General features: G+C 69.4%; 20 protein-coding genes. All 20 read right to left on the reverse strand.

The genetic code is table 11. The features are described 5' to 3' along the window. Positions 1–95: 95 nt before the first annotated feature. Positions 96–1,883 (reverse strand): hypothetical protein, encoded by a 1,788-nt coding sequence (locus E6O51_RS11750; protein ID WP_136385172.1) that lies wholly within the window; start codon positions 1,881–1,883, stop codon positions 96–98. Continuing rightward, positions 1,876–2,196, reverse strand: a complete 321-nt coding sequence (locus tag E6O51_RS11755) for a hypothetical protein (protein WP_136385173.1) — start codon at positions 2,194–2,196, stop codon at positions 1,876–1,878. Before E6O51_RS11755 ends, E6O51_RS11750 begins: the two co-directional genes overlap by 8 nt. Further along, positions 2,193–2,618, reverse strand: coding sequence for a hypothetical protein (locus tag E6O51_RS11760; RefSeq protein WP_136385174.1), 426 nt, complete (start codon positions 2,616–2,618; stop codon positions 2,193–2,195). The genes E6O51_RS11755 and E6O51_RS11760 overlap by 4 nt, the downstream gene beginning before the upstream one ends. Next, complete coding sequence (locus E6O51_RS11765; RefSeq protein ID WP_168735249.1) at positions 2,615–4,612, reverse strand: hypothetical protein; 1,998 nt, start codon at positions 4,610–4,612, stop codon at positions 2,615–2,617. Before E6O51_RS11765 ends, E6O51_RS11760 begins: the two co-directional genes overlap by 4 nt. Position 4,613: 1 nt before the next feature. Continuing rightward, the gene (locus E6O51_RS11775) at positions 4,614–5,468 is read right to left on the reverse strand and encodes a hypothetical protein (protein WP_136385176.1); all 855 of its coding nucleotides are present in this window, start codon (positions 5,466–5,468) and stop codon (positions 4,614–4,616) included. 2 nt (positions 5,469–5,470) lie between these two features. Continuing rightward, on the reverse strand, positions 5,471–5,989 hold the full coding sequence (locus E6O51_RS11780) for a hypothetical protein (protein WP_136385177.1): 519 nt from the start codon (positions 5,987–5,989) through the stop codon (positions 5,471–5,473). Beyond that, positions 5,986–9,189, reverse strand: a complete 3,204-nt coding sequence (locus E6O51_RS11785; protein WP_136385178.1) for a tape measure protein — start codon at positions 9,187–9,189, stop codon at positions 5,986–5,988. Before E6O51_RS11785 ends, E6O51_RS11780 begins: the two co-directional genes overlap by 4 nt. Before the next feature lie 127 nt (positions 9,190–9,316). Next, positions 9,317–9,694, reverse strand: coding sequence for a hypothetical protein (locus E6O51_RS11790; RefSeq protein ID WP_136385179.1), 378 nt, complete (start codon positions 9,692–9,694; stop codon positions 9,317–9,319). Beyond that, the gene (locus tag E6O51_RS11795; protein WP_136385180.1) at positions 9,691–10,491 is read right to left on the reverse strand and encodes a phage tail tube protein; all 801 of its coding nucleotides are present in this window, start codon (positions 10,489–10,491) and stop codon (positions 9,691–9,693) included. Before E6O51_RS11795 ends, E6O51_RS11790 begins: the two co-directional genes overlap by 4 nt. Positions 10,492–10,494: 3 nt before the next feature. Continuing rightward, positions 10,495–10,656 carry a DUF7210 family protein gene (locus E6O51_RS21850; RefSeq protein WP_168735250.1) on the reverse strand — a complete coding sequence of 54 codons (162 nt, stop codon included), beginning with the start codon at positions 10,654–10,656 and terminating at the stop codon, positions 10,495–10,497. Beyond that, positions 10,647–11,099, reverse strand: a complete 453-nt coding sequence (locus tag E6O51_RS11800; protein WP_136385181.1) for a phage tail terminator protein — start codon at positions 11,097–11,099, stop codon at positions 10,647–10,649. Before E6O51_RS11800 ends, E6O51_RS21850 begins: the two co-directional genes overlap by 10 nt. Next, positions 11,096–11,518, reverse strand: a complete 423-nt coding sequence (locus tag E6O51_RS11805; RefSeq protein ID WP_136385182.1) for a gp436 family protein — start codon at positions 11,516–11,518, stop codon at positions 11,096–11,098. Before E6O51_RS11805 ends, E6O51_RS11800 begins: the two co-directional genes overlap by 4 nt. Positions 11,519–11,521: 3 nt before the next feature. Further along, positions 11,522–11,968, reverse strand: coding sequence for an HI1506-related protein (locus E6O51_RS11810; RefSeq protein WP_136385183.1), 447 nt, complete (start codon positions 11,966–11,968; stop codon positions 11,522–11,524). 5 nt (positions 11,969–11,973) lie between these two features. Continuing rightward, the gene (locus E6O51_RS11815; protein ID WP_136385184.1) at positions 11,974–12,870 is read right to left on the reverse strand and encodes a Mu-like prophage major head subunit gpT family protein; all 897 of its coding nucleotides are present in this window, start codon (positions 12,868–12,870) and stop codon (positions 11,974–11,976) included. Between the two features lie 27 nt (positions 12,871–12,897). Continuing rightward, on the reverse strand, positions 12,898–13,299 hold the full coding sequence (locus E6O51_RS11820) for a hypothetical protein (RefSeq protein ID WP_136385185.1): 402 nt from the start codon (positions 13,297–13,299) through the stop codon (positions 12,898–12,900). Beyond that, entirely contained in the window at positions 13,296–14,369 is a 1,074-nt protein-coding gene (locus E6O51_RS11825) for a phage protease (protein ID WP_230976773.1), read from the reverse strand. The genes E6O51_RS11820 and E6O51_RS11825 overlap by 4 nt, the downstream gene beginning before the upstream one ends. 239 nt (positions 14,370–14,608) lie before the next feature. Beyond that, positions 14,609–15,163 carry a phage virion morphogenesis protein gene (locus E6O51_RS11830; RefSeq protein ID WP_136385186.1) on the reverse strand — a complete coding sequence of 185 codons (555 nt, stop codon included), beginning with the start codon at positions 15,161–15,163 and terminating at the stop codon, positions 14,609–14,611. A 101-nt stretch (positions 15,164–15,264) separates the two neighbouring features. Then, on the reverse strand, positions 15,265–16,521 hold the full coding sequence (locus E6O51_RS11835) for a phage head morphogenesis protein (protein ID WP_136385187.1): 1,257 nt from the start codon (positions 16,519–16,521) through the stop codon (positions 15,265–15,267). A 182-nt stretch (positions 16,522–16,703) separates the two neighbouring features. Next, positions 16,704–16,898 (reverse strand): hypothetical protein, encoded by a 195-nt coding sequence (locus E6O51_RS11840; protein WP_136385188.1) that lies wholly within the window; start codon positions 16,896–16,898, stop codon positions 16,704–16,706. A gap of 78 nt (positions 16,899–16,976) precedes the next feature. Further along, entirely contained in the window at positions 16,977–17,324 is a 348-nt protein-coding gene (locus E6O51_RS11845; protein WP_136385189.1) for a DUF2528 family protein, read from the reverse strand. Positions 17,325–17,370 lie beyond the last annotated feature (46 nt).

The raw sequence follows: 17,370 nt of genomic DNA on the forward strand, positions 1-17,370 counted from the left end.
AGCTGTAGCGCGGCGCGATAATTGGCACTGATTTGCGCGATAAATGACACCGCTCGGGTTTTCGCAGTGCGCAAACAAATTGCGCAGGATCGCGGCTACACCCACACTCCGCGTGGGTCGCCCACTCCCCGCTGGTACCACTCACCGGTGACCGGCTGCAGCGAGCCCTCGATCGCGCGAGTCGCAGCCCCCACCTCATTACCGCGAGCAACCGGCCGTGCATAGGTCTCGCCGAATCGATAGAGCTGCAGCGCAGTCCTGTTGAGCGGGACGATCCGCGCGCGGCGTGCGGCTGCAGAGAGGTCGCCCTGCGGCAGCATCAGCACGTCCAGAATACGGAGCCCCGTCGATATGCCCATCTCCCATGCCGCCGCGATCCACGTCCCGCTGCTGTTACGCGCGTGTGGCTGAGTGAGCAGTTTGTCGGGCAGCTTCCCGCAGAAGAACAGGCTGGAGGTTAGGTGCCAATCGTCGTCGTTGAAGCCGGCACCGGGGCCGGTCTCGTCGGCCTCGTGCACCACAACACCGTCTATGGAGACCACGGTGCTTTTATGCCCACCCGTCCCCCGCACCATCGACGGCTGCCCCACCTCCCACCACGGCCGGCGGTACTCGCCGATGAACGATGCGCTGTGCTCGATGGTGACCTCGGTGACCGACAGCACGTCGCCATCGACCAGGAGTGAGTAACGGGCGGCCGTGGTGACCTGGGAGACGCTCTCGAACGAGGCCGAGAGCGGGTCGTCGAACCCTTCCTCCGGGGGGAGCTGCTCCGATACCGCGTTCACGATGGAGACGTCGTGAGAGCCACTCACCGCCGCGTCCCACGAGACGTCCACCTCCGCCCACACCACCTCGCCGCCGGCGTCGTACCAGGCCCCCACGGGAACCCGTGCAGCCGCATGGACGGAATACGGGCGCACACTGCCCACCCCCTCCCGATCGGCGCTCGGGTAGGGGAGTCCGCTGAACCCGCCCAGCGGCGCGGTCACCCAGTGATATGCCTCCTCGCGTTCCGTGGTCACGTCCCCCACGCTGAGATACGCCACGTCGTCGTACTGGCCGGGGCCAGCGACCACCTCGACGTGCAGGTGCGTCATGTCCACCCCGGCGGAGCCCGTGTATTCGGGCGGCGTGCGGGTTCCGAGGCAGTCGGCGCGCCCCTTGAGCAGCGTCGCGCTCACCGACTTGTTGCCTGAGATGCTCAACTCGACCCACGCCACCGCCCGCCGTTCAGCCCGGATCTGCGCCCAACTCGTCGGTGAGTCCGCCACCCAGTAGACGAGTGGCGCCGCGAGCAGCGCGCGCGATCCGTCCGCGACCACATCGACCAGGTCGAATTCCGCGATGCCCGCACCGGCGGCGACGTTTTGTGTGTTGCCCGCGGCAGTCACTACCTGCACAGGCACCCCCTGCTGCAGATCGATAGGGACGGTATCCCGCGTCTCGATGCCGCCCGGCGCGCCGAACCGCCCGAATCGCCTAAATTCCAGAGAGAACACGCAGACATCGGGGACGCCCTCCGTGGCCACGACCCGCACCCGCCACGGCTGCCCATCCGCATCGAACCACAGCCACCCGCCCTCCATGGAGCGCCCGCCGATCATCGTCTCACTCGTGCCCGCCGAGGCGCTGTTGAGCAGCGCGTAGTCGCGCCACTCCCACCCGCGCGCGGCATCCCCGGCGAGCTGCGCCGGGGTGCGCGGCGGAGCGATCCAGCCCGAGCGCCGCACCAGAGTGACATCCGTGCGCGGTCCGGTGGGGATCTGCAACATCGAGCCGTCCGGCAGCGTCAGCCAGCCGTCGAGCACCAGGCCGTGATAGGGCAGCCCGAGCGCGCCGACGCGCGCCAGCGGGTGACTCCCCGGCGTCCCCTTATTCATCGGGCTCGTCCGGATCCCCAAACGTCGCCCGACTGCCATCCTTAAGCAGGATGCTCTTGAGGGGCTCGACCTCGAGGACGAACAGCCCGTCCGAGCTCGTGATGGTCCGCACGGGCCAGTATTCGCGCTGAGATGCATCATCCTCCTCGAACGCGCCACCGCCGCTCCCCGCCGCCTGCTGGGCGGTCAGCGACACCCCGCGCGTGCTCGGAATCGGCTGCGCCGGCGATGCCGGCTCCAGCGTGCGCCGGTGCGTGGGATCGCGCGGAATCAGACGCCGCAGCGAGCGGCCCAGATCGCTCGCAGTCGTCACACCACTTCCTCGATAACGACCGACGTCTGCAGCGCCAGGTCCAGATACACGCCCACCGTTTCGCCCGCGGGCGTCCAGCGCACCCAGAACGGCACCGCATTAGCCACACCGCTCTCGATCTCGGTACCGACCGCGAGCGCCTCGCCGGCCGTGGCGCTGGCCAGCCCGGCCTGGGTCAGCGCCAGGCGCAGGCTCGAGGCGGGCTGACCCGTCCCGGCATCGACATCGTCGATCTCGATCATGATCGGATCCGCGCCCGGGTCGGACGCAGCCCGGAAAATGCGGTCAGTCGCAGTACTCCCCAGCCAGAGCTGCCGATCGACGGTGCCGCCGCCGAGGATCTGCGCGAGCTCGGCCGGACCGACAGCGGTGACCGGCGTCGTCAGCGCGGCGTCGAGATAACCCTTCAGAGAGACGCTCATACAACCTCCAGTACCAAAAATCCGCCGGGCGAACCGGCATAGATCTCCTGCTCCACCACGGCAGCCTCGAGCAGCTCGGTGTGCGCGGGATCGACCTCGGGCAACTCTACAGTGAAATGCTCCGGGTAGCTTGGCGCCTCCGGATCGAACTCCGGCCCACTCCGTGCGTTCGTGAAAAACCCGATCTGCTCGGCCGACAATTCCGGGGCCCCGGCGACCGACCCGACATGATTACCGCACGCCCCCGACAGCGCCGACACTCGAATCTCTGGATTGCCGGGTGGCGCCTGGTCGAGCGCGAACGCCTCCTGCGGCATATACCCCACCGGCGCCACCGCCAGCGCCACGGTCGTGACCGCCGTACCTGTGTCGTGGTCATACACCTCGCGCCAGCGCCGCACGCGGCCCAGCGCAGTCACTGCGCCGGTCTCGATAGCCAGCACGCTCGTCAGATCGATCGTGGGGTCCGCCGGCATGTCGAATTCCACCTCCGACGCCCGCAGCGACTCCTGGATACGCCTCACGGCGCGGGCGACCAGCACGGCGGCGGCGGTAGCCAGCGCATCGCGCCCATCCTCGTCGCGGTCAGTGACATCGAGCCAGCTCTCGCCCGCCCCGGCCGGCACCGGCACCGTGTACCGGTCAGTGGGAGCGGGTAAGGGCAGGTAGCTGAGGAGCTGGGCCGCGTTGCTGGCCGGCGGCGGCCCGCTCAACCAGTCATCGATCTCGGCATCGACCTGGAGCGCAAACGACTCCGACAGCGGCCCGGCTAGCTGAACGGCGGCCGGCGCAAACGGATTGCGCACCACCACGCGGTAGTGCTCCTCCACTTGTTGCGCGTAGCGCCTGTGCGCCCGGCCGCGGAAACCCCGGCACAGCGCCGGGTCGTACAGCACGTACGCGCCCCCTCCCGGCAGGCGCTGCCAGCCCGTGGGGTAGCGATGGAACGTAATGTCGCCCACTGTCCAGCCGGAGCCTGTGAGCGCGTCGATCACCGCGTCGCTGGGCAGATGCCGCAGGCCGTGCTCACGGGCGTAGATCTCACCCCACCCATACTCCCACGCCAGCTCCACGCCGCGGACCTTGAGCCGCGGATAGCGGTATCGGATGTCGATCTCCACCCGCGGCGGCATGCTCGTGAGCGCTGCGAAAGTGGGGCGCAGGCTGCCGTCCAGATAGTGGGCGCGAGTCAGCGTGCGCGTGGCCGCGCCGGCGGCCCACGGGACCACGCGCGGGACCCCGTAAGCGTCCAGGCTGATGGACGCGGTGAGCGTGCTCATGCGGGCGTCGGCGCGCTCCCAGCCCGTCAGCGCCGGGTCGAACACTTGATCGGACCACGCCGCGCCCGCCGTCAGCGCGTCGATCTCGGCCACATCCATGTCGTCGATGTGCGCCTGCAGATTGTCCGTGCAGTGCAGCGTCACGACGCCCGTGTCGGGATCGATGCTCGGCGCGTCCACCACGCCTGTGAACCGGCGCACGGGCACGCCGAGCAGCACCGCGTCGATGATCACCGGCCGGCCGACCAGCGCCAGCAGATCGAGCGGACCCGGCTCGGGCCGGTACGACACGTCCGCGAGCCGTGCAGCGCCTTCGGCCGCTGAGATGGCCGCGGGGCCGGTGATGCGGCCCGAGATGTCCTCGCCGGCCAGTGTCACCGCCAACGCCCAGGTGGCGCTCGCATGCGGCAGCGCGATCGCCGGCGGCAGGATGACCAGCCGCAGGACGGCCTGGGCGCGGCCTGCGCCCCCCAGGCGCAGGCGCAGCGGGATGCGGGCGCGACCGGACGGGAATGCGAGTGAGAGCGCGAGCGGCATCGACACCGAGCCCACAGCCCGGAGCCGCAGCCGCAGCGGGATGCGGGCGCTGCCCAGCAGCGGCGCCGGAGCCAGCACCAGCGCCAACGGAATGCGGGCGCGCCCGGTCTGCGGACCGCCGCTCGGGGCAGTCGCGCCAATCGCAGCGGCCGCGATCGCATCGGCGCCGATCGTCATGCTAGCTGCCGACCCACATGAGTCCGGTGCCGATCATGTGGCAGGCCCACTCCCAGTCACCCGTGGTGCTTATCACATTGACAACGATGCCGCCCAGGCCGGCGGCGATCGTCGCCGATAGCCCCGCGCCCCCCGACCCATCTATGACATCGACGGTCGGCGAGCCGCCCACCAGGGTCACATATCCGGTATCGACATCCACCGCCGCTCTTGCAGTGCCGAACCAGCTCCCCCCGGAGTCGTTTCGAGCGACGATGCGGATCTCGCCGATGATGCTGCCGCCCACCCAGTAGTCGCCCCACGAGAACGGCAGCAGGATGTAGGCGGACGGGGTACCTGCGTTCGTAAATGTTTGTTCGCCCGGCAGAACGAATACCCCGCTCGGCAAGCTTGTCATGAATGGCGCCCACGCCTTGACACCCTGCCCGATCGCCACGCCGCCCTCTACGCCCGCAGCAGCTTCATAGCCCACAGCAACCCCAGCGGCGGCCGCTGCCGCGTTCGGGCCGATCGCCACTCCGCCGTCAACCGCAGCGGGAGGCATCCCGGGCCACCCAACCGCGACTCCGCTGACAGCCGGCCGCACGCACGCCACCACAACCTCGGCAGCGAACGCCACCGCATCACCCCCTACAGAGCTCGCGAGTACGTCCAAGCGCATGAGCGTGCCAGCGGCGTACTCAGCGAAGAAGACCTCCCATGTGCCGTCTGCGCCCTGCGCGCGCACGAACACTCTGTCGTCGTCCACGAACCCCGACGCGGCGAACGTCCGGCGTGCATCCCGCGCACCGCCGAGGGTGAATACACCGTCGGCGTACGTTGCGGTTTCTTCGACCAGATCCGCATAGCGCACCACTCTCACACCTCCTCGAACTCGACATCGAACCCCGCGACGCGCTCGAACACATCGAAACGCTCCATCGGCCCGGCGCTGACCACTGTGAGTTGCGGGTAGTAATAGACGCAGTAGCCCGTGGCGCCGGCCACGGGGGCAATGGTGGCCACGCCGGCGGCCACCTCGATACTGGCGCGGACCATGCCCGCGCCCACGGCCGCCAGGGCGAAGGGCGCCACGTCCGCCCGGCGGGCGGCAGGCAGTTCGACCGGGGCGCCCGCGGTCCAGATGCCGCGGGGGGCCACGCAACCCAGGATCAGCGGCGCATCCCAGTCCAGGGCGGCCAGGGGCGCGGGCAGGATGCCGCTGCCTGATACCGTGGTGGAGAGCTTCCGCCAGCGGGACTGCTGCAGGCCGGAGCCGTCCGCCAGGCGTAGCAGGCTGCCGCCGCGGATGGTGGCGTAGGTCTGAGTGAAGCCGGCGGCCGCGAGCGGCAGCGGCATGCCCACAGGGCCGATCAGCAGGGTGCGGGCGGCGATCACCGGCGACTCCCGGTACGCAGCGCCTCACGCTGCAGGGCCGTGGTCAGGTCGCCGGCGCTGATGCCCACCGTGCCGTCCTCGTACACCGTGCGCACGACCACGATCTTTTCTGTGGGAATCGCATCCACGGCCGCCTGCACGGTCGCCAGGGCCTGCTCGGCAGCCGTGGTGTCGGGCTTTATAGTGACCGTTGCGCCGGCGGCGATCTTCTGCAAGCGCGCCTCGAGGTCGGCCAATCCCTTCGCTTGTGCGTCCGCCTGCCTCTGGAGCTCTTCGGCCTGCTGCTTCTTGATTGCCGCCTGCGCCTCCAAGGCGCGGGCCTCGGCCTCGGCCACCTGGTCGAGCATGCGCGCGGCCGTCTCGTCGTCGCCGATGGCATCGGCCGCGGCCGCGGCGCGTTCAAGCATGGCCGTGGCGGCCTGGGCGTGGCGCTGGGCGTCTTCGGCGCGGTTGTCGAGCGCGGCGTTCTGGGCCCACGTGGCCGCACGCCGAGCTTCGTCCAGGGCGTCCTGGGCGCGCCGCTGGTTCGTGGTGTCGCGCTCTTCGTCGGTCAGGCCGCGATCGCGGCGTGCCTGCGCCCGCGCGCCGGCGCCCGACGTGCCCGCCCGGGTCTCGGCAGCCCGCCGCTGCAGCTCGGCGATTTCGACATTGAGGGCACGCACATCGGCGATCACTTCGCTGGCGCGCGTGCGCACGGCCTTCAGCATACCCTCCAGCTGCGGGCCCGCGAGCTGGCCACTCTTGGCCGCTTCCTCGATCTGCCGCGCCAGATGCCCGAATTCCCGCGCCGTGGTGGCTGTGCCCAGTGCGTTACCGAAGGCGCGCTGCAGCAGTGCGCCCGTATCCGCGCCGACGGAGCGCAGGCGGCCGAGCTGGCCAACGAGTACTTCCAGTGCGCCGGCCGATTCGGTGAACTGCGCGCTCATGCCGGTCAGCACCTGTTCGGCATCCAGCCCCAGGCGCTGCAGGGATACCGCGAGCTGCGCATCCAGCGCCCGGCGCAGTTGCGCCGCGCCGGTCTCGCCGCGGTTGAAGGCCATCTCCGCCATCACACCGAATTCCTGCAGTTCCTTTGAGGTGAGCTGCGCCAGGCGCTCGCGCAGGGAGGTATCGATGGCCTCGCCCGTGGCGTAGGCGGAATCCTGCACCTCCTTCAGGTCGCGCAGCAGCGCCTCGATGCCCCCCACGCTGCCCACGTCGGCCTTGGTCAGCATCTTCTGCAGTGCATCGGCGACCGAGGATGCGGCGCCCGGGGCGTCCGTCCCGATCTTGGCGAACGTGCGCTGCAGCTCGGAGAGCTCGAACCGGGCCGCGGCGGCCTCGGTAACGATGGGGCGCGCCCAGTCGGCCCGCCTGGCGATTTCCGCGAGGCGCGCATCGACGGCGCCCAGCATCGCCTGCAGTTCCGCGGCCGGGCCGGTGCCGTCAGCCAGGGACGTGGCCAGCGCCGTGCGCAGGGCGTCCAGATCCTCCTCGGCCAGATCCTTGATCCGGCCGCCGATAGCATCACGGATCTGCTCGCCGGTCAGCTCGGCCTGGGCGGCCAGAGTGCGCAGGCTCCACGCGAGGTTCTCGACGCCGGCTGCGTCGGAGAGATCCGTGTCGGAAACCATCCGCTCGAGCGCCTCGGCCGTCTCGTCGGCCGCATCCCTGGCGAACAGCAGCCTGGTCGCGAGCTCGATCACCATGGAGACGCCCAGCGTCAGGCCGGTGAACTTGAGCAGACCCAGCACTTTGCCCAGCGCGCCAACACCTCGCGCCACGCCAGCCACCGCGGCACCCTGGCGAGTGGCGGCCGCGGCATGCGCATCCACCTGGCCCGCAGCGGTGGCTGCCGCCTGGCCATGGGCGCGAGTCGCCGCCGCAGCGCCGGCCACCTGGGGCGCTGCCGCGGCGGACGCTGCCCCCTGGCGGGCCGTCGCGGCAGCCGTGGCATCGACCGCCTTGCCGGCGGTCACCGCGGCCGCCACATAGCCCCTGACCGCTACCAGGGCACGCGCCCCGAATACCGCTACCAGCACGTTGCCGGCCTGCAGCGCCAAGCCGACTAGGCTATCGAGGTTGTCCTCGACCATCCCGATCAGCTCAACGATGCGCTGCGTCGCACCGCTGGCCCGGTTGGCCTCGCCGATGTAGGCGCTCCACGTGGTCGCCAGCCGGGTCAGCGCATCGGCAACAGTGGTGGGCATGCTGTCCGCCACCGCCTTGTTGGCCTCGACGGTCTGGCGCAGCCCTTCGTTCAGATCCTCGACCGCGAGCTTGCCGGTCGACCCCAGCAGCCGGATCTCTTCCGTGCTCTTGCCCGTGGCAGTCGCGATCGCATCCACGATGGTGGGCGTGGCCGCGAGGATGGACTGCCAGGAGTCGACCTCGACCTTCCCGGTCTGGATGCTCTTGCTGTACGCGTCGACCGCGTTCTTGGCCCGCTCGGCGCTGGCCGCGTTGGTCACGAACAGATAGGACAGCGAGTCCGTGATGTCCAGCGCCTGGCCGGTCGCGTAGCCCAGCCCGCGCAGCGCGTCCGCGGTGCGGATATAGAGCTCCTGCGCCTCGGCCAGTGGGCGGTACGTGGCGCCAGCCGTCTCCAGAAGCCGGCGCTGCACAAGGTCGTACTCTTCGGCGCCATCGGTGGCCTGCTCGATCCGCACGGCCATTTGGCCATAAGCATCGGCCGTCGCGATCGCATCGCCCGCCCAGCCCTTGAGCCGGCTCACGGCGAACACGCCGGCCACGGCCTTGGCGACGCCGGAGAGCTTGGACTGCAGGGTGTCGGACGCGCTACCGAGCCCGGTCAGGTCGCCCTGGGCGCCGCGCGCCTCGCCCCGCATCTTGCCGATGGCACCAGCAGCCAGGTCCGTGCCCGCCTGCAGTGCCCGCAGCTCGCGGGCAGCTTCGGCAAAGCGCGGCGCCATCGCACCACCCTCGGCCGCCAGACGGTCGAACTCGTCGACTAGGCGGTCGATGCCGACACGCTCGATGTCGGCGGCCAGGCCGTCCAGGTCGATCTGGTCAACACCTTCCTGCGCGGCCTGGGCCGCCTCGCCCTGCTCGCGCAAGGCGTCCACCAGGGGCGACAACGCTGGCGCGGCGGCGGCGGCGGCGTCGGTAACCGCCTCGACCGCGTCGGCCGCATCGATCAGCGGCTTGCGGTCATCGACGTCGATATCAACACGGAGGGAGGTGCGCAGATCGTTTGCCATACAAGGATAGAGACAAGATGGCGGCAGGCCACGCCGCCAGGACGTGAATCACATCACAGGGACGGGAATATCGCAGGGTCGAACCGGCCCAGTTCGGCGCAGGCGCCGACGGCCGGCGCTAACCGCGTCACACCGGCAACTCGAAAATCTGCACCAGCGTCTGCAGGTCGCTAATCCGGACCACTTCAGCGAACGCGCCGGCGCCGACCGCGTCCACGACGGCCGCCTGCCGTTCCGTACCGCCTTCATCCGTCACGCACACCGCGACCACCGCAACGACAAATTCCGGCTCCACGACGGCAGAGACATCGCTGTAATAGCCCGAATAGAGCTCATGCCACTGCCCCTGCAGCGGGTCCGAGAACAGCAACGCAGGGGCGGCGGCTGTGCCGGCCGCACGGCACTCCATACCAATGCCCGTCGTCACCATCAGGCTCCAGTCGAAGTTCTCCGGCACCTGCAGCAGCAGCGCTTCCCCTGCGGCGATCTCGAAGCGCTTCCTCACGGCGCCACCGCGTCGTCGAACAGCGTGACGCGGGCGAAGCCGCTATAGTCGTCGTCGCTCTCCAGTTCGGGCACGTACAGCGCCTGGCCGGACAGGGTGAGCGTAGCCTCCTCGGAGCTGATCCAAGAAAAGTCCCCGTCCAGCGACAGGCTGGAGCGTGGAATGATCAGGCGGCCGCGCTGGCCGGCATGGTTGATGCCGTTGAAGATGATGCCGCGCTCGACAGTCGACTGCGAGAAGGCGCGGATATTCACGTTCTCGCCGTAGGTGTAGTCCACCTCCAGCGGTTCCTCGTGATCGACCGGGTGAGCGAGCAGTTTCAGCCGCGCGTGGGCCGCGTCCTCGATCTCGTAGTGGGTGCCCTCCACATAGGTGCTTGGCGAACCCTCCTTGCTGTCCGTGATGACGATGCTGCTGGCCTTGGGGTAACGCAGATTGACGTAGTCGCCAACTGCCAGCTCGGGCAGGACTTCGCCGGTGACCGTGCCGGCCGCCTTGGTCACCGCGGCGCCGAACAGCGCCGCGGCGAGCGTGCGGCCGGAGAACTGGACCATGGACAAGGACACGTTCATGGTCTTGCCGGTCGGGAATTCATCCAGCGTGGCGCGCTGACCGCTGCACGTCTCCTGGATCGTGCGCTTCTCCACAGCCACGCTTGTGGTAAGCGCGGAGTTGCCGCAGCCCACCCGGTAGACGTCCACCAGATAGGCGCTGTCCGCCACGCCACGGGAGAGGTCGAAGGTGCCGATCTGCACCGGCCCCTGGCCGGTCCAGATGATGGGGGTGTTGGGGGTCATGGCTTACTCCTTCTTGCCAGCGGGTTTGTCGGCGGCCGGCTGAGCGGCCTGGGCCTTCTTGATGGCGATCAGCCATTCGGCGCGATCCTGGCGCAGGTCGAGCTCGGTGCCCACGGGGTATTCGCGCCCGCGATGGGTATGGGGTTGCAGCAGTTTCACGCGCATGACTGGCTCCTCGAAAAGCGCGATAGGAATGCGAGCGGCACAAAGGTGCAGCCCTCGAACGTGGCCGGCCCCAGCGATGGCGTCACGCTTTCGAGCCGGCCGTAACCATGCTTCGGCGACCAGCCTTCCAGCGCATCCAGCACCGCATCGCACAAAGGGCTGATCTCCGCCCGGCCCGGCGCGCCGGATTGCATGCTGCGCACGTTGCGCACGGCGGGCACTGCCAGCCAGGTCTGTTCCACCATGGGCAGGCCGCCATTGCCCACCCGCACGTAGCGATGACCGCCGTACACAACCCGCACGCTGGGCTTGGGCAGGCTAGCCTCCGTGGCGCCGGCAATGTCGGCGGTACTGAGCACCGCCACCTGCAGCGCGGCGCGCACCGTATCCTCCAGACGCGCCACGATCAGCGGCTCCAGGCCAAGAAAGGTGGGGTTGCTCACCGCAACCCTCCGCCCGGCCGCCGCTTGAAGAGCGCGTTACCGGGCTGCTGCACCACCTGCGCCAGGTGCGGAGTGGTGGGCGTACCCGGGCGCTCGCCCAGGCTCACCTGCCCATCCGCAATCCCGCGCAGCAGGCGCACGGCGTCCTCGTAGCGCTTGCGCACCTCTTCGGACGACGCATCGTCATAGAGCCGGTAACGGGCGATGTCGCCCGCCAGCCGTCCCAGCAGCGCCGGCACGGGGGTCAGCGGCAGCGGGTAGCGGGTGCCCACGTAGCCGTCGATCTCGGCCACAGCCTCGCCGATGGCGCCCTGCACGCGCTCCACGTCGATGACACCCAACTCGGCGCCCGGCGCGCGCTGTTCAAGCTCGGTCGTGCCGAAGCGGCGGATCATGTCGGCGAAGGTGACGTAGGCCATGGCTCAGTCCAGACCGGAGAGCGGTTCCACCATCAGATCGGGGTCGGCCAGCAGCCGCGCCACCTGGTCCTCGGTGAACTGATCGACACCCACCGTCACCCCCTTCGCCGGCCAGGCCCGGCCGCAGCGGCGGAAGCCGTCGCGGCGGGCACGCACGCGCAGATGGGTGACGATCGGCTCACCCGGTCGAGCATCGTCCTGGCGCTCGCCTTCGGCGGCCACCACAGGGCTGGCCGGGTCGACCTCCAGGACACCCGGCCCGGCGCCGGCCGCAGCCAGCGCCTCGGCGGCGCGGGCCTGCTCCTCGGCGGCAATCTCGGCGGCCACGTCCGCGCCGGCCCCGGACAGCTCCGGGGCCGGCGAGCCACTGCCGCTCGCACTGGTATTGGTGCCGGGGCTACCGCCCCCGGCCGCGGGGGCCGTCGTGCGGCCCTTGCCCTTGCCCGCCATGGCGCTCACGCCAGGTACGGCGACACGATCAACTGCGTCGTGCCGCGGTAGATGTTGGTGGCGCCGGCGGCGTTGCGTTCGGCCTGCAGCAGTTCCGCCGCGGCCGCAGCGTTGCTCATGCCAACCACCAGGTGAGTGGCGGTCACCGCCTTGGGCGTGCCATCCGGGCCGTACTGACTGGCCAGCGCCACGCGCCCCGCCTGGTAGTTATCGGCATCCAGCGCGGCCCTGCTTCCGAACGCGAGTTGGTGGAAGCCGAAGCCGGCGTTGTAGCGGGCGCTGGCGCCGAAGATCAGTTGATTTTCGAAGAAGACGTTGTCGTCATCCGGGCGGGTCTTGTAGACGAACTCGGGCCGCTGGCGCTCCTGGAACACCAGCGGCTTCAGGTAGGTGCGGGAGAGGTCCATCAGGAACCACGGCGCGCCGGCACCCGCCTGCAGATTGCTCCAGCTCGTCTCGTTGCCGTCCTGGCCGTAGCCGACGTGATCGGCGTCGAAGAAGGGCTGGCCGTCGAAGCCGGCCTGGGTAAAGCCCTGGCGCAGCAACGACCAGGTCAACACATCCGGGTGGCGCGCCACGAGTTCGCCCTGCTGGCTGAACTTGAGCGTGTAGATCCCTAGACGATCGTCTTCCACGTGAAAACGATCGACGCCGATGGTGTGCTCCCACGGCTTGTTTTCCAGGTAGGCACCCACGCTCTCCAGGTTGTTGATCACGCGCGGCCCCACCCATTCGCGCATACCGGGCAAGTCTTTCATCCAGCCGTAGTTCTCGGCCTGAGCCTGGCTGGTCACCGTCATCGCGATTTGCTGATAACTCGGCTGCACGGACTCGATACCGCGCACAAATGCGGCGTTGAACCCGGCCTGCAGCGCGCGGAGGTTTTCGGGGGTGAGAATCATGCTCAGGACTCCTCTGTTGAGCGGTTGTTACAGGCCCAGGCCAACCTGGACCCACACGCCAGCGGCATCGACGGCGAAAATCTTGCCGGCGCGGGAACGCTCCTCACCGCCATCGGTGGCACCCACGGTGCGGTCATCGACGATGTAGGCGTCCTCGCCCACCCTCATCTGGGTCACCGGGTCGGCCGTCGAATTCGCATACCGGAAGATGCCGCGGCGCGCCCGGACCACGGCGGCGCCGTTCGCGCCGGCGCTGTTGTCCACGGTCTCCTCGGCGCGCCCGACGGCGATCATCCCCACGAACTCGCTGCCCGGCCCGGCGTAGCCGCCGAAGAGCACAACCAGCGCGCCCTGCTCGATCACCGCGCCGGCCACTACCGGCCACGCGAACACCTCACCCGCGAGCTGCGGGGTATTGACTGCGCTCATTTCGCCACCTCCTTACCCTTCACGTACTCCTCGGGCCTCAGGCCGAGCGCCTTGCACACGCCCAGTTCGGCCGCGGACAGAGAACCCTGCCCGCCGGTGCCGGACGGCTGCTTGTCCTGGGTCTGCATGCCCTTGAGCGCAGCAATGGGCTGCGCCTTGGCGATGTACTCCTTCAGCGCGGCCACGTTGCTCTTGCCCAGGCTCACGGCCCACTCGCGCAGATCCTCGGTGAGCCGCCCGTCGACCATCGCGGCGTCGATCAGCCGGCCGGCCTCGTCGTCATTGATGCGGCCAGCCAAGGCGGCCAGTTGCGACTGCAGGCCCTGCACCGCCTCGATCGGCACGAACTTCGCCGGGTCGGGCGCCGCGCCCTTGAGCGCAGCGATCTCGGCTTGCGCGCCGTCGGCCTTGGTCTTCAGCGCGGCCACGCCGGCCAGCGCGTCGGCCTCGCTCGTCGCCTCGGGCAAGCCGAGGGCAGCGAGCAGCTTCTTGAGCAGCTCCATGGAATCCTCCTTGGGAGTGGTGGTGTAGCGGGCGGACATCGCCGCCAGGATGGGTTCGTCGATGGCGGGCGTATTGGTCAGCGCCACGTGCAGCAGGTCGAGCACCGCGCCGGTCTCCCCGTCGTACGGGAATACCGGGGAGAGGTAGGCGTATTCGTCCGCATCGAGCAGCGCCGTGGCACGGGCGGTCCACTTCACCTCGCCGTACAGGCCGGGCTCGTCGCCGTCCTCGCGCCACACCAGCGTCTTCGGATCGACCCAGCCGGCCGCGGGCGCAGGCTGGCCGTTCTCCGCGGACATGAGGATCTGGTGCTCGTAGTCGATGGGGATGCGGGTGGAGCGGGAAGCGGCGCGCGCTATCACCTGCGCGGCGATCCCCGCATCCATGAACCAGGGGCCGGCGCCGCGCATGGCGCCGCGGGGCGCGTCGAAGCGGCCGGCGGGGAACAGGCGCTGCATGGATTCGCCGCGGCGCACCGCCAGCGCGCAAGCGGCGACGGGCGCAGCGACGGCGGCAGCCAGGGCGGCGACGCGGGGGAGGGGGCGAGGGGCGGATCGGGCTGCCATACCGCCGATGATCGGGCGGTGGGCAGGGCGCAGTCAGGGTGCGGGATCGCACCCGCTCCCCGAGAGGCGGCGCAATATCCAGCGCCGCAACCGGCGGATGCAGCGGGCCGGCCGCGCAAGGACCGGCCCGGGAAGGCCGTTACCGGTGCGTTACCAGCGGCTGGCGGGGGTTGGGATATATGTCGGGATACCCCGCACCCCTAAAACCGCCCCACGGGGCTGTAAACCCACGAGGCATTCTATCCATCCACCAGCCGGCCGAGGTAGCCCTGCAGAACGCCCAGCACCGCCGCCTCGTCCTCGGCCGACAAGCCCAGGAAGGGCCGCGCCGGGATGTCGCCCCAAGGGATGGGTGCGCCGCGGCGGGTGGCGCCGTACTCGCCTTGCTTGGCGCCGAACTGGTGCGTGCCGGCGTAGATGCGGTTGGTGCCGATCTCCACCGCCGTGCCGCCGTCGGCGAGCTGCCAGGTGATGCTCTCGGCCAGCAGCCCGGAGCCCACCAGCGGGCGCTTGGCGCTGACCCTGCCCGCGCCGCGGGCATTGACGCGGCCGTCCTTGCGGGTGTCGCCCTTGCCGATCAGTCCCAGATAGGTGAGCTGGCTGTTCGGCGCCCAGCGGCTGCCGTCCGGCGCCGTGCTGGTGGCGAAGCGCCGGCGGGTGGATTCGGCCAGATCCTCGCCGATCTCCTTCAGCGCGGGGCGCAGCCCGGCCGGGCCGAGGCCGGCGTGGATGCGCCGCAGCGCCTCCACCACGTCGGCGCCGGTGTATTCGATGGTGATCTTGTCGGTTGCCATGGCCCGGGCCTATAGTTGTGGTACGAGGCGGTTGTTTCCAATGGGAATGGTTGGGGGCCGTCAGGTCGCCATGATCCGGTTCGAATCCGGCACCGCCTCTTCTACGGCCGTCCAGTGGCCAAGGGTGTGTAGCGGCTGCCCTGCAGATCGGCCGCATCTATCACACCCCCCGTCCTCACGAAGTTCGAAGTCAACCGCGTGCGCCGCTCGCCGCTGCGCAGCTTGTCGCGGTAGTTGATCCGCACCAGCACCTTCCCGGTGCTGCCCTGCGCGTCGAAGGCGTAAACCAGCGCCGGGTCGGTATTGTCCCAGTAGGGCGTAGCAGTCTCCAGCAGCCGCGACAGGTCGCGCCAGGTCTGCACGGAGAGCGCGCCGCCGCGCGCGGCCTTGACGTCCCGCAGGGCGTGCAGCAGCTCGGTGTCGCGCAACCAGATGTCTGCGGATTCCAGTGCATGGCCCAGCCCGGCCAGCGCAGTGACGGTGGCGGGCGCTACGGCGCCCACCAGGGCGGCTTCGCTGCCGGCCCGCATCGTGGCGGAGACGCGGTCCACCAAGTCGGTCAACGCCAGGCGCTGCTCGGCACGAATGGCCGGCTCCAGCACCTGCCACATTTCGGCGCCGATGGAGGCATCCAGATTGAACAGCTTCTGCCCGACCAGATCCACCAGGGGGGTAGCGGTATTCGCCCCCGGCGCATAGGCCCACCCCCGGTCGATGCCCGCCGGCGCGCCGGTGGATTCCAGCGGCGCGTCCCAGCCGTCCGGCGGCTCGGTGGCGTCGCCCGCGGCCGGCTCGCGCACGGCCACCACGCGGCAGCGGCAGCCCCAGCCGTTGGGCGGGTAGTGGGTCTGCCAGAAAGGGTGGTCGTGCCGCAGCGTGAGCCGGCTATCGCCCCAGCGCTGGTGCTGCGGGCGCGGGCGGGCCACCAGGTCGCTGTGCACGTAGCGCCAGTACGGGCGCACCGTGAGCAGGTCCGGGTCCGTGAGCTGGCGGTGGCGCCCCGCCGCGTAGCTGGTGCGCAGGTTGGTCTCGTAGATCGTGCGCGTGCGCCAGGCCTCGCCGCCCGCCGTGCCTTCGCCGGTCCAGCCGGTCCAGCCGCGGCGCGCGACGATCTCCCGGAAGTCGCGGCGGAACTCGGCCAGTGTGGTGCCCTGGGCGATGGCCTTGTCCACCGCCTGACGCAGGTCATCCAGCAGGTCGGCCTTGGCGGCGCCGGCCACGACGAAGGCGCGGTCGTGCGCGGCCTGCCGGATGTCGTCCCACGCTTGCGTGGGCAGGTTGGTCTTGCGGCGGAAGAACTCCGCCTGCTCGGCGAAGGGGCGGTGCAGGACGTTGGCGAGAGCAGCGGATGCGGGCATGTTATGCGTCAGTTGTCGGCTATCAGGTGTTCGGCGTCAATCCAGCCACGATAGAGGTATCCATGTCCGCTCTCCGGTGTCGTGCCATGTGCAGAGCAACGATTGGCCGTCAGACTCCCCGCCGAGTGTGTATGGCCTCCCCCGCGCAATCTCGCGCAGGAAATAGCATCCTGGCCTTGCGATCATGCTGTTTCCCTGGCCAGCCTTCGCAAGGAATAAGCGTAGGAGTTCAGCAGGCCCGCTGCCTCAAACATCTGACTCCGGATGTCATCCGCCCAGTCGCCGGAATCGAGGATGTATGCGAGTTCATCACAGCGATTCGCCATTTCTCGATGCCGTTCTGCGGCGGTCGTTGCATCATGAATCAATGTGTCCATCTTGCTCTCCGTTTCAATCTCTACGCCGAACCCGGCGCTCAACCCGGACGGCGCGAAGCGCCGCCGGTTAGCTCTGCGTTAGGCCGCAATTTCGGTCACTTCAAAGTCGCCTGACCCCAGCAGAGGGATTTCGTGATCGATGATCGTGATGCCGCCGTTCGCTGCATCCGGCCAGCCTTCATCCCCGGCCAACGTCTCAACTGCGCCACGCTCGTGGTAGCCGTCCAGCAAGTAGCCCAGCAATGGGCCAGCCGCGCGGCGCGCCACGGCCTGGAACGCATCCCCGTCCGACAGATCAAGGATGTAATCGCCCTCGATCCAAAACGCGTTGATTTCCCGCGCCAAATCTTCGGGGATTTTGCCGGTGTCGATTTCCAGCGTGATGCTGGTGTCCATCCCGCTGTCCAACTTGTATCGCTTCTTCATGTCCGTCTCCGTTGTGGATTGCTGCCTAACAATTCATTCAAGCCGA

The organism is Pseudothauera rhizosphaerae (assembly GCF_004801305.1).
Lineage (GTDB): Bacteria > Pseudomonadota > Gammaproteobacteria > Burkholderiales > Rhodocyclaceae > Pseudothauera > Pseudothauera rhizosphaerae.

Coding starts and splice junctions, on each gene's coding strand:
- E6O51_RS11840 (WP_136385188.1), bottom strand. CDS start 16,898: ATGGACACATTGATTCATGATGCAACGACCGCCGCAGAACGGCATCGA.
- E6O51_RS11805 (WP_136385182.1), bottom strand. CDS start 11,518: ATGGCCTACGTCACCTTCGCCGACATGATCCGCCGCTTCGGCACGACC.
- E6O51_RS11820 (WP_136385185.1), bottom strand. CDS start 13,299: ATGAGCGCAGTCAATACCCCGCAGCTCGCGGGTGAGGTGTTCGCGTGG.
- E6O51_RS11795 (WP_136385180.1), bottom strand. CDS start 10,491: ATGACCCCCAACACCCCCATCATCTGGACCGGCCAGGGGCCGGTGCAG.
- E6O51_RS11810 (WP_136385183.1), bottom strand. CDS start 11,968: ATGGCGGGCAAGGGCAAGGGCCGCACGACGGCCCCCGCGGCCGGGGGC.
- E6O51_RS11830 (WP_136385186.1), bottom strand. CDS start 15,163: ATGGCAACCGACAAGATCACCATCGAATACACCGGCGCCGACGTGGTG.
- E6O51_RS11845 (WP_136385189.1), bottom strand. CDS start 17,324: ATGAAGAAGCGATACAAGTTGGACAGCGGGATGGACACCAGCATCACG.
- E6O51_RS11815 (WP_136385184.1), bottom strand. CDS start 12,870: ATGATTCTCACCCCCGAAAACCTCCGCGCGCTGCAGGCCGGGTTCAAC.
- E6O51_RS11760 (WP_136385174.1), bottom strand. CDS start 2,618: ATGAGCGTCTCTCTGAAGGGTTATCTCGACGCCGCGCTGACGACGCCG.
- E6O51_RS11835 (WP_136385187.1), bottom strand. CDS start 16,521: ATGCCCGCATCCGCTGCTCTCGCCAACGTCCTGCACCGCCCCTTCGCC.
- E6O51_RS11765 (WP_168735249.1), bottom strand. CDS start 4,612: ATGACGATCGGCGCCGATGCGATCGCGGCCGCTGCGATTGGCGCGACT.
- E6O51_RS11785 (WP_136385178.1), bottom strand. CDS start 9,189: ATGGCAAACGATCTGCGCACCTCCCTCCGTGTTGATATCGACGTCGAT.
- E6O51_RS11750 (WP_136385172.1), bottom strand. CDS start 1,883: ATGAATAAGGGGACGCCGGGGAGTCACCCGCTGGCGCGCGTCGGCGCG.
- E6O51_RS11825 (WP_230976773.1), bottom strand. CDS start 14,369: ATGGCAGCCCGATCCGCCCCTCGCCCCCTCCCCCGCGTCGCCGCCCTG.
- E6O51_RS21850 (WP_168735250.1), bottom strand. CDS start 10,656: ATGCGCGTGAAACTGCTGCAACCCCATACCCATCGCGGGCGCGAATAC.